The organism is Bradyrhizobium ottawaense, from assembly GCF_900099825.1.
GTDB classification, from domain to species: Bacteria; Pseudomonadota; Alphaproteobacteria; order Rhizobiales; family Xanthobacteraceae; genus Bradyrhizobium; species Bradyrhizobium ottawaense_A.
Genome location: NZ_LT629693.1, coordinates 892956 through 904532, shown reverse-complemented (window position 1 = coordinate 904532; position 11577 = coordinate 892956). Strand labels below are relative to the sequence as shown.

At 59.3% G+C, this 11577-nt stretch carries 9 protein-coding genes; 4 read left to right on the top strand and 5 right to left on the bottom strand.

Translation table 11 applies throughout. The features are described 5' to 3' along the window. Positions 1-10 precede the first annotated feature (10 nt). From BLR13_RS04490 to BLR13_RS04480, 3 genes are read right to left on the bottom strand one after another with little or no spacing between them, the layout of a single operon-like run. The gene (locus BLR13_RS04490) at positions 11-1324 is read right to left on the bottom strand and encodes a polysaccharide biosynthesis/export family protein (protein ID WP_079586784.1); all 1314 of its coding nucleotides are present in this window, start codon (positions 1322-1324) and stop codon (positions 11-13) included. Positions 1325-1341: 17 nt separating this feature from the next. After that, complete coding sequence (locus tag BLR13_RS04485) at positions 1342-2616, bottom strand: hypothetical protein (protein WP_244525091.1); 1275 nt, start codon at positions 2614-2616, stop codon at positions 1342-1344. A 52-nt stretch (positions 2617-2668) separates the two neighbouring features. Beyond that, positions 2669-3583, bottom strand: a complete 915-nt coding sequence (locus tag BLR13_RS04480; RefSeq protein ID WP_079587979.1) for a LuxR C-terminal-related transcriptional regulator — start codon at positions 3581-3583, stop codon at positions 2669-2671. A 432-nt stretch (positions 3584-4015) separates the two neighbouring features. Between BLR13_RS04480 and BLR13_RS04475 the strand changes: the two genes are divergently transcribed. From BLR13_RS04475 to BLR13_RS04465, 3 genes are all read left to right on the top strand, one after another. Continuing rightward, positions 4016-4720 carry a response regulator gene (locus tag BLR13_RS04475; protein WP_074827277.1) on the top strand — a complete coding sequence of 235 codons (705 nt, stop codon included), beginning with the start codon at positions 4016-4018 and terminating at the stop codon, positions 4718-4720. Positions 4721-4998: 278 nt separating this feature from the next. Beyond that, a complete protein-coding gene (locus BLR13_RS04470) occupies positions 4999-7779 on the top strand; it encodes a UPF0182 family membrane protein (RefSeq protein WP_074827279.1) in 2781 nt (926 codons plus the stop codon). Between the two features lie 186 nt (positions 7780-7965). Beyond that, a complete protein-coding gene (locus BLR13_RS04465; protein WP_074827281.1) occupies positions 7966-8766 on the top strand; it encodes an AMP nucleosidase in 801 nt (266 codons plus the stop codon). 133 nt (positions 8767-8899) lie between these two features. Here the strand turns inward: BLR13_RS04465 and BLR13_RS04460 are convergent, their stop codons facing one another. Further along, on the bottom strand, positions 8900-9319 hold the full coding sequence (locus BLR13_RS04460) for a CBS domain-containing protein (protein WP_074827283.1): 420 nt from the start codon (positions 9317-9319) through the stop codon (positions 8900-8902). Between the two features lie 112 nt (positions 9320-9431). Continuing rightward, the gene (locus BLR13_RS04455) at positions 9432-9902 is read right to left on the bottom strand and encodes an aminoacyl-tRNA deacylase (RefSeq protein WP_074827284.1); all 471 of its coding nucleotides are present in this window, start codon (positions 9900-9902) and stop codon (positions 9432-9434) included. Between the two features lie 365 nt (positions 9903-10267). Here BLR13_RS04455 and rocD point away from each other — a divergent pair, with 365 nt between their 5' ends. Further along, positions 10268-11521, top strand: coding sequence for an ornithine--oxo-acid transaminase (gene rocD, locus BLR13_RS04450; protein ID WP_074827285.1), 1254 nt, complete (start codon positions 10268-10270; stop codon positions 11519-11521). Positions 11522-11577: the final 56 nt, after the last annotated feature.

Sequence of the window (11577 nt, the reverse complement as noted above, 5' to 3'; positions counted from 1 at the left end):
CTCGTGGCCGCTATTGACCGCTCACATCTGCGCCGGGCGCAACCCGCAAGGCAACCTCGACGACATCACCAGGCTGAAGTTCGAAATCCTCGTTCGCGAGTACAGTTTCGTTGCCGCCGGCGCCTTTCCTGACAATTGTTATCGCGGGCTTGTTGCCAAGGCCGCGTGCAAGCTGTGACTTGGCGAGGGCTGTATACTGAAGCTTTTCGCCGGTGCTCTGTAGCTTGAATCGGATTGTGCTGAGAGCCAGGGTAGCGTCTTGCAGCTCCCGGAGCACATCGCTCCTGCGTTGGCCGTCGAACCGTTCGATCTGTCGCGAAAAATCATCCCGTTGCCGCTTGGTCTGCATCAATTGTGCGGTGGTCTGCAGCTTCCGGGTGGATGACAGCAGCATTGCGCGACGCGCGTCGCTGACGCGGAGCGCGGTCAAGGTACCCCGGTTGAAGAGTTCCTTGGCTCGCTCCAGCTCTTCGACATCGGCCTGCGCTCCCTGATCTTCGGTCTTCAGCTGCTCCGAAAGGACTTGGATTTGTTCATCAGCCTGAACGATCCCGCGCGCAAGGAAACTTCTTTCGGCCTTCTCGTCCGCCTGGCGGGTCTTGAACTGCTCGGCCTCGACGTTGACGATCGCAAGCGCCATTGACCGGGCAACCGGAACATCGAGCAACGCCTTTTGGTCGACCGTAACCTGCTGTCCCAGTTCCTGCTGGAGGCGCCATACATGCGCCTGTTCCCTGGCATATCCAGTCCAAAGCGACTCGTACTCGGCCTGCAGATCTGCGGCTTCGAGAATCGGGTTGTTCATTCTCAGCCGGACGACGTCGTAACCGCCCGACAGAGCGACGGCCTGCCGTACCGTCATGAGCGGACGATAGGCCTGTTCGCCAGGTCTGGAAACGTCCCCACTAACGTAGACAGGACGGTATTCGACGACAGTCGCGACGACTTCATCTGGTTCGATCGTCACCGAGTTCTCGTGCCCGTCCGGCGCGCGCTGCCGAAAGACCTTCGTCGCAAGCATGGTCTGCACCTTGGCTTGCACCTCCGCCGGCGACAGGTTCGTGACCGGCAGCGTCCCTATCAGCGGGAACGAAATGGTTCCATCCAGTTGAACGGGGACGCGTTGCTTGAGTTCGGGGAGCCGGGCCACGGAGATCTCGATCACGTCTCCCACATGCAGTCTATACTCGGCCTTTGCCGGCGTGATCGAACACAGCAGAGCGACGGCAAGCACGAATGATCTTGCGTCGCGCGCCTTGCCTAGGTGCGGCGCGCATCCGGCGAATGAGGCCGCCTCCCTGAGAGCCGATCGGACGTTGAGCATGGCGCACTCTCCTGCAGTCACGTTGGGTTATTGCCGCGTTGATCCGACGTCGTTGGCGCCGGCCACGACAGCCGCGCGACGAAATCCGCGACCGGGCCGCCGGGAATCCCCCAGTTGCTCGACCAGATGACTTGCGAGCCGTCGGGGGAAGGCGAGGCATGGGATTCGCTCCAGTAATCGTATTTGGCGTTACGCGTCTGGATCACTCGCCGCAGCTCGCCGCTGCCGTCGATCCGCAACGCGATGACTTCCTGATAAAGCTGTGTTCCGTCGAGGTGTCCGGCGACCTCGGAATAAGTGCCGCTGTAGGTTACGAAGACCCAGCCGGGACGGTTGATGTTACGGATCGAAGCGTGCTGGCCGTCGCCATAAGGCGCAAGGTCAGTGACGGCACCGTCGTCCAGCCGCCGCTTGATGATGTGAAACTTGTCCGGGTTTGCCTTGCTGATGCCGACATACACCTCGCTGCCATCGGTATCGGTGGTTATGTCGCCATGGCCTGGCCGATGGTGCTCGGTCCAGTGTTGCAGTTGAACGCCATCTGTCGTGAAGACGTAGGCGGTGTCGGTCCCGTCGAACGTCGCATTGGCGCAGAACACGTAGCGTCCGGAGGGCGAGATTGTGCAATATCCGTTGTGGCCGGACAAATTTGCCAGCTTGATATCCGGATATTTCCGCTGCGCCGGGATATCGTAGGCGAAAGCCACAAGCTCACCCTGGCTGTTTGTTGCGCGCACGGCCAGCCTGGTTCCGTCTTTGGACGGGTTGCCTTTGTAAGGACCGAATTGCAGATTTTTGTATTCGGCGAAAACATGGACTGCGGTCCTGATATCCAGGCGCGGATTCCAGGTATAGATTTCACTGCCGGCCACGCAGATCATCAACGCAGGATCGACCGGGTGCCATTCGCATTCGTTGGGAACGGTGCGATGAAACAGCGGAACATAGGTCGATCCGTTCAGGAAGCAGAAGCCGGAGCAACCGTTGACGATCAGCAACAGGCTCTGATCCGCGTTCCACGCCTGCGAACTGGAATAGCGATGCGTGCAATAAGCCGGCTTGCAAGATATCCCCGGCAGCAGTTTCTGGCCCGGGTCCGTCACCCGCGTGAAGGGCGTCCCAAAGGCAGCATCGGTCACCGGTTGAAGATAACCAGGATAGGACATTGACGGCGTCACGACGGCGCGCGTCTTCGACAACGCCTCGTAGGCTTGTGCTGCGCGATCTGTCGACAGGAATACCGGCAGAACGCACAGCAATCCGGTGATCATCAATCGTCGTGACTTGCTCACTTTCAAATCCTGGCGCCGGTGGAGAAAGTCGCCGGAACGGCGCCACCGCCGGCTATTTGCCATGCCGTGCCGCGCCATTAGTCCTATGGATGATGCCGTTGCGGATCAGGCGATCGATGCGAGGCACGTTAATGTTGTTCGCATGGTGCTCGATAGCGTCCAGCGGTGCCGATGCCTCGATTTGCTTGTTTCCGGACAGCACCTCGACGGGTTTTGGAAGCAGCTTGGTCACATCGGAAGTCGCGGGCGGGGAACTGTCGTTTGCCGGTCGTTTCAGTAACCCGTTGTTCATTCCCCAAATCGCCGCCTGCGTCCGGTTCTGAACCCGGATCTTGCGCAGGATGGCCTTGACATGGACCTTCACCGTCGCTTCCGCGATGTCGATCTTTCGCGCGATGCATTTGTTGGAGCCGCCCTCGATTAGGCAATGCAGGATTAACTGTTCCCGCGGTGAAAGCTGCGGCACGATCGTGTGTGCGGTTGTGGCGAGGATCGCCCTGCTGTCTTCGTTGGGCGACGCCGCCTCGCTGAGGTGGTTGCTTCCGGCAACGAGAACGGATGACAGAAATGCGGGTGGGAAGATCGTTTCACCCATCATCATCAGTTCCAGGGATTTGATGAAGACGTCGCAGGTGATGACGTCGGCAAAGTAACCGTTGGCGCCTGCCCGAAATGCTGAAACCATTTCGACTGGTCGATAGTGGTCGGCCACGATGGCGATGCGCCCGCCGGGGTACTGATCCCTGAACAGCTCGATTTGTTTGACCGCGGTGTCAAAGTCATCGCCGGTATGAACAACGAGAAACAGCTGTCGGTCTTGTGGGATTTTGCGTGAGAGCAGATCCTCGACGCGCGATACCGAGCCAAGGATGCGAAAATGTTCCGCCTGCAGAACTCTGGCAATCCCTTCTCTAAGTAAGATGCTCTTTCCAATAAGAATGGTTGCAAATGACTGTCGCCAACGCATGATGACCTCCCGCATTACGCATACGTACCCAGCCAAAACTCCAACGCCCCCGTTTGTTTTCAAAACGGGTTTCAGAAGCGTCTGATCTGATGGAAGTCTTGGTTGTCGAAATTACTTGGGTTTCTTCAGCCCGAAGGACCCCTCAGCCTCCAGTTATGATGTTTTGTTAATAAATCGTCGAAAATTCCCCTTGTGGAGATTTGATGAATAAGTTGCGAAACAATTGTGAATATTAGAGCCAAATCCCTGATATCCCTATATACCTTTGGTTATAGGAACCGGAGATGAACGAAATCCGGTCCAGACCCCAAACCTGTCGCATGAACGGGGACGATAACTGATGATGCGTGCAGTCGTGAAAGGGGCTATGGTAAAGTCGGACTCGATTGGGCGCGAAAGGATTAACCCAGGGGGATAGGCTGAGGGCGGCCCATGCGTTGCATCACCGTGGTGATTGCGGACAAGCATCCTGTGCTTCTCCGCGGGTTGGCGAGCGTTCTCGATGCGCGAAGCGGATTCAAGGTTGTTGCGTCTTGCAATGACGGTCCGAACTGCATTGAGGCGATCCGGAGTTTGATGCCGGACATCGCCATTCTCGACATCTCAATGCCTGGGCTGACCGGGTTGGAAATCCTCGCCATCGCCAACTCCGAGGGTCTCTCCACGAGGCTGGTCTTTTTCACTGCATCTATTGATGACCGCGAACGGGTCATGTCAGCCGCGGCTGGTGTCTACGGTGTCATCCCGAAGGACGTGGCGCTCGAAATGCTGGTGCAGTCCTTACGGCAGATCGCGATCGGTCAGAAGCTGTTGCCACTGCCATCCTGCCATAAGGTGGCACCTCTGGAGCGTGCGACGATCGCGGAGAACGTGCTGACGGCGATGACAGACCGCGAGCGCCAAATCGTGTCTCTGGTGTCTGAAGGATTGTCAAACAAGGAAATTGGGCGTCGCTTGAATATCGCCGACGGCACCATCAAAGTGCACCTGCATCACATCTATCAGAAGCTTGAAATCAGCAACCGGACGCTGCTCGCGGCGCTCGTCTTATCGAGCGAGGGCAGCGTGGCAGTCCTTCCCGGAAATCCTGTTCTTCGGGTTCGCCCAGGTGATCAGCAAATCATTGTAAAAGAGTGAGGGTAGCGGTGATGCATGGTCGCTGCAGCCGCGCCTGCGGGCAACCGGCCGGCGTTTTGGCGCGCGCGTGAACCGCGGCGCTTGCTCGATTGCTTCCTCCTTCGCTCGGATCAGGTTGACTTTGCGCAGCCCTCCCTGAGGAAGCCATCGACCGGCCCGGCCCCGACCCCAAAAGTTCCGGCGACGGAGCTTCGAGCCACCGCATCCACCGCCTTGACGCACCAATCTCGACCGCGAATCGAGCGGTCAACGTCCCTCATTTCTGCTATCATCAAGCCATGACGATCGGGATCGCCGGACCCGGACGGAAGGCGCCAGGGCAAAACGCCGTGGTCAGGCTCATCATTGTGGCCGTCGCCATCGGGATTTTCCTGAGCTTGCTCGGCCTCGCGAGCGACCTCCTGGTCGATTGGCTGTGGTTTTCCTCGATCGGCTATTTTCAGGTATTTCTGACGAGCATCGGCGCGAAGGTCGTTGTCTTTTTCATCGTTCTTGCGGCAACCGCAGGCCTCCTTTGGCTGAACGGATGGTTCGCGGTGCGCTTTGCCGGGCGGCAGTCGACACAAGTTGCATCCGCCGCCGGGTGGAAAGCTGCTGGCACGCCGCCGCCCGCTCTGCTTGCGCTCATGCGCGATCTGCCTTGGCCCTGGGTTATCGCAAGCGGGGCCGGCCTCCTCGCGCTGTTTGTCGCCGCGTCAGAGGTCGGCAACTGGGGCCTCTTCCTGCAATTTCTCTATCAGGTGCCCTTCGGCGCCGACGATCCGCTCTACGACAAGGACATCGGCTTCTATCTCTTCTCGCTACCCGTCTATATCCTCATCAAGAACTGGATGCAGCTAACGCTCGTTTTGGGGGCGCTGTTCGCCGGAGCGGTCTACTGGGCACACGGCGACATCGAATACGACGCTCATCATCGATCAATGTCGCCGACCGTGATCGCCCACGGCTCGGCATTGCTCGGCCTTTTCTTCGCGGTGAAGGCCTGGTCCTGTGTTCTCGACCGTTATCTGCTGCTCTATGCCGACAACGGCGTAGTCGTCGGCGCGAGCTACACCGATATACATGTGGGGATACCAGGCCTGTGGGTGCTGATCGGGCTATCGATTATCGCGGCGTTCGCCGCGTGGGCGAACCTCTGGGTACGCACCTACTGGCTTCCCGCTGCCTCGTTCATGCTCGTCGCCATCGGTTCGTTCGTGCTGTCCGGTGCAGCCCCGGTGCTGTTCCGGCAGTTTCTCGTCAAACCAAGCGAATTGCAGCTCGAGAAGCCCTACATCGAACGCAACATCGCGCTCACCCGGAAGGCATACAATCTCGATCAGATATCAGCCAGGCCGTTTGCGGCCGAACAGAAGCTTTCTCTCGACACACTGGAGGCCAACAAGGCGACAATTGAAAATATCAGGCTGTGGGATTGGCTGCCCTTGTCGGATACGTACGCGCAGCTGCAAGAGATCCGCACCTACTACAAATTCCATGATCTTGACGTTGACCGCTACTGGCTCGATGGAGCCTACCAAAGCGTGATGCTCTCGGCCCGCGAATTGCGGCCTTCCTTGCTGCCGCCGAACGCCCAGACATGGGTTAACCGCCACGTGCTGTTCACTCACGGCAACGGCGCGGTGATGAGCCCGGTCACCCGCAAGAGCACTGAAGGACTGCCGTTCTTCTATTTGCGGGATATTCCTCCTGTTGCAGATGGGGGTCCCAAGATCCAGGAACCGCGCATTTACTACGGCGAGGAAAGCGACAGCTACGTCATCGTCAAGGGAAGCGTACCGGAGTTCGATTATCCGAAGGGGAAAGACAACGTCTATGCGAGCTACGACGGTGCCGGCGGCGTTCCGATCGGGACGATGGCGCGGAAGATGCTGTTCGCATACTACTTCAACGACCCGAATCTGGTTCTCTCAAGCTACATCACGACCGAAAGCCGGATCATGATCCGGCGAGATATCCATGAGCAGGTGCAGACGATCGCACCGTTCCTCAGGCTCGATCACGATCCATACCTCGTTATCAGCGACGGGCGGATGTTCTGGATGCAGGACGCCTACACGACGAGTTCCTATTTCCCCTCTGCGCAGCCTGCGGCAGGCCTCGACCTCAACTACATTCGCAATTCGGTGAAGATTATCATCGATGCATATAACGGGACCGTCGACTTCTACCTGATCGACGGCGCCGATCCGGTTGCCGCGACCTACCAGCGCATCTTTCCCGGCCTGTTCAAACCGTTCGCGGCCATGCCGCCAGACCTGCAGAAGCACATTCGCTATCCGGAGGACCTGTTCCTGATTCAGGCGCGGCTGTATCAAACCTACCACATGGACGCGGCCGACGTTTTCTACAATCGCGAGGATCTCTGGCAGTTCCCGCGCCAACCGGGCGGCGGCGGCGCCGCAGTAATGGCGCCGTATTACATCATCATGCGGCTGCCAGGGGAGCCGCATGCCGAGTTCTTCCTCATGCTTCCGATGGTGCCCAGCCGCCGCGACAACATGATCGCGTGGCTCGCGGCACGCTGCGACGGGCCCGACTACGGCAAGATGATCGTGTACGAGTTTTCCAAAGAGAAGCTTGTCTATGGGCCGTTTCAGATCGAAGCGCGGATCAATCAGAATACCGAGATCTCCCAACAGATCACGCTGTGGAACCAGATGGGTTCGCGGGTGATCCGCGGTGCGAACCTGCTGGTGATCCCGATCGAGAACTCGATCCTCTACGTTTCGCCGCTCTATTTGCGAGCGGAGCAGGGACATCTGCCGGAGCTAAAACGTGTGATCGCGGCCTATGGTGAACACGTGGTGATGAAAGAGACGCTCGCCGAGGCCTTGTCGGCGCTGTTCACGGAGCCTGGTACGGCGCCGGCAGTCTCAGGCACGCGAGAGAAGGGGCCCGTCACGGGCCCGGCGGCAAGTCAGGCGCGGGAGGCGCTCGATCGCTACAATCAAGCCGTGGAGCGGCTGAAGTCCGGGGATTGGAAAGGCTTCGGCGCCGAGTTCGACGCCATGCGCGACGTTTTGGAGAAAATGAACCGGCAATCGACCGGTCACTAATGGCCCGAATGGGCGGTCCGGCGCCGCCTCCGACCCATAAAGGTGGAAATCGCGACCGCGGGTGCGGCGCCACGATTGAGTTCGCTCTAAATCATGGCGAGATTTCAATAATGCGGCGTTTACGACTTTATTCTGAATGGCGCCCCGAATACGCTCGTAGTGCGTCTCCAAGTGAGTCCAAAGGCAATGAAAGACAAGAAGGACATCGTGGAAAATTGGCTGCCGCGATACACCGGCACGCCGCTTTCCGAATTCGGGGAATATGTTCTCCTGACCAACTTCGACAATTATGTCGAGTGGTTCGCCACGGCGCACGGCAGTGCCGTAAAGGGTATCGATCGACCGATGCCCAATGCGACGGCCGAAGGCATCACCTTGATCAACTTCGGCATGGGAAGCCCGAATGCTGCGACGGTGATGGATCTGCTAAGCGCCATCGCGCCGAAAGCGGTATTGTTTCTTGGCAAATGTGGCGGATTGAAACGCAAAAATCAGATTGGCGACCTGATCCTGCCGATTGCGGCCATTCGGGGCGAGGGTACATCGAATGACTACCTGCCGCCGGAAGTCCCCGCGCTGCCCGCATTCCAGTTGCAACGCGCGGTGTCGACGATGATCCGGGATCTCGGTCATGATTACTGGACAGGTACTGTGTACACGACCAATCGTCGCGTCTGGGAACACGATGATCGCTTTAGGGATATGTTGCGTCATACGCGAAGCATGGCGATCGACATGGAGACCGCGACGATCTTCGCGGCAGGGTTCGCCAACCACATTTCGACTGGCGCGCTGCTTCTTGTGTCCGATCAGCCAATGATCCCGGAGGGTGTGAAGACCGAAATGTCGGATCGGATGGTGACCGAGAACTATGTCGAAATGCATATCAGAATCGGGATAGAGGCCCTGAAGCTCGTGCGTCGCCGTGGCCGCAGCGTCAAGCATTTGCGCTTCGAAGATGATTTCGATCGAGGGCATGAGACCTAAGGAAGCGTCGCGCCGCCGCATGAAAGGTGAAGACCGGCGAGGCGAGGGGGCGGCGAAGACTGGCGCGCCGAAGCTCGACGCCCGCCAAGTCGCGCGGCTTGGCGGTTATCGCGGGCGGGGCACCGGTCGCGGTTCAGTGATGAGCCGAAACGCTCTTGACACATTCGGACAGCAAATCACCGGATGCTTGATGGCTGATGTCACCCAGGCTGACGATGCCCACCATCCGCTTGCTCTTGTTGATCACCGGCAGCCTGCGGAGCTGTAGCTTCTCCATGTGATGCACCGCCTTTGCGAGGTCGTCGTCCTCCCGGCAGCAGTGGATGCCTTCGGTCATCACATCGCGCGCCATCGTGCGGCGTGGATCGAAATCCTTGCTCGCAAGCCCTTTGCAGACAATATCGCGGTCGGTCACCATCCCGATCAGCCGGTCGTCCTCCCCGATCGGAATGCAGCCGATGTCCTGCTCTCGCATCAGTTTCGCGAGTTCGCTAACGGGGGTGTTGGGGCTGACCCAGTCGACACCCTTGTGCATGACGTCTTTGACTCTCATGGTGGACCTCCGTTTTTGGGTTTCAGGTACACTTGCAATGCAGTTGAGCCCAACCGGGTTCCCGGATGGTCGCTCAACAATATGCCCAGCCCCGGATACGGTCGACAAAGGCTCAGTCGTGCGTGCTAAAGCACCCGTGCGGTGCATTGGCCGTCAGCCGCGAAAACTGCGCGTGACCCATATGAAGCAGCGTCTCGTGATCGCCGGCTTCCATATAGATGTCCGGCTGTGCCTCGATGCTGTTGTCGACGATGATATCCAGCCCGTAGCATTTGCCGACGGCAGGAACCGCACCGTGTACGCAGTCGCGGAACAGTTGATTGACCTCGGTTTCATCGGCCATGTGGACGTTGTCGCCGAGCTGTTCCCTCAGATCCGACAGGCGGACGTGGTGCGACGCGGGCAGCACGGCCAGCATATATTCGTGGTCGCGCCGCAAAACGATGCCCTTGGCGAGGCGATCCCCCGAGATATGGCATGCCTCAGCGGTACGCGTGGACGTCATGCTGAGTTCGTGCGGGATCACCTCGTATTGGATGTTCTCGGCGGCCAGGTATTTTTGGAGTGTGGGAGCAATGGACATGACATTACCTCCGGTGCGAAATGCAAACCATCCACCGTGAGGTCTCCCCTGCAGACTCTCGCCGTACGATGGCCGGCTGCGTGGTTGGGGACCCAGCATAGAACTTCCATCGGCCGGGTGCAATTCGTCGCTCTATCGCGAGGCAGCCGGAAAGCTCTCGCTGTCGACGCTACCGAGCGCGTGCGCTGCAGATCGCCGCATCGGTCGGCAGCTTCCCGAGCGAGTTTCGAATTCCCGGACCACCGGAAACTCATGATTCTCGAGTGGTTTTGCGATCCTGCCTCGTTTTTTGTACCCGTCGTCCTACATGTAAGGGAACGGCAGCGACATAGGCATTGGGGGTGCCCTGATAGGGAGAGCGTGTCATGAGCGGCGATCGCGCGATCAATGCCAGCCTTGAAGCTCGCTTCGGCGCCGGAAACTATGCGCCCTTACCGGTCACAATCGTCCGCGGGGAGGGGGTTTACGTCTGGGACGATAGCGGTCGTCGTTACATCGATATGATGGGCGCCTATTCCGCGGTCAGTTTCGGCCATTGTCATCCGCGTCTCGTCAAGGCGCTGACCGAGCAAGCCCAGCGCCTTGACACGATTTCGCGGGCCTATTTCAGCGACCGGTTGGGACCTTTCCTGGCCCGGGCCTGCACTCTCACCGGCATGGATGCGGCTTTGCCGATGAATAGCGGTGCGGAGGCCGTGGAGACTGCGCTCAAGGCGGCGCGTAAATGGGCCTACAAGGTCAAGGGTGTGCCTGCCGGTCGGGCGGAAATCATCGCCGCGGAAGGCAATTTCCACGGCCGTACCATTTCGATCGTTGGTTTTTCCTCCGTCGCCCAATATCGCGATGGTTTCGGACCATTTCCGCCCGGTTTCAAGCTCGTGCCGTTTGGCGACGCGGGCGCGCTGGCCGCGGCGATGACGGCCGAAACGGCGGCATTTCTGATCGAACCCATTCAGGGAGAGGGGGGCATCAACGTGCCGCCTCCGGGTTATCTGTCCGAAGTCGCGCGCATCTGCCGGGCCAACAATGTGCTGCTGCTGTGCGACGAGGTGCAGAGCGGGCTCGGACGCACCGGCCGGTTGCTGGCATGTCAGCACGACGGCGTGCAACCTGACGGACTGATGCTCGGCAAGGCGCTTGGTGGCGGGCTGCTGCCGGTGTCGTTGTTCCTGGCCCGCCGGGACGTCATGGATGTCTTTACGCCCGGCGATCACGGCAGCACGTTCGGAGGCAATCCGATCGCCGCGGCCGTTGGGCTCGCCGCGCTCGACACGTTAATCGATGAACGGCTGGTGGAACATGCTGCGGCCGTCGGCGCGCATCTGTTGCGCAGGCTCGCCTCGATCGACAATCCCGTCATTCGCGAGGTGCGCGGGCGGGGCTTGTTCGCCGGCGTCGAACTGCACCGGGACATGGCGGATGCCGGTGCGTTGGTCAGGCGCCTGTTTCAATCCGGCGTGCTGACCAAGGACACGCATCGCAACACCATACGTTTTGCGCCACCGCTGATCATCAGCGAATCGCAAGTCGACTGGGCCGTGGACAGGTTTGCTGAAGTACTGGAGGAGGTCGCTTCATCGTCTGTTGAAGCGCATCACGAACAGGGAGCCCACAGCTAGAACCTGATGCGGAAGCGGAAAAATCGGCCGCGGCAGAAAGCGCCTGCGCCGCAGCA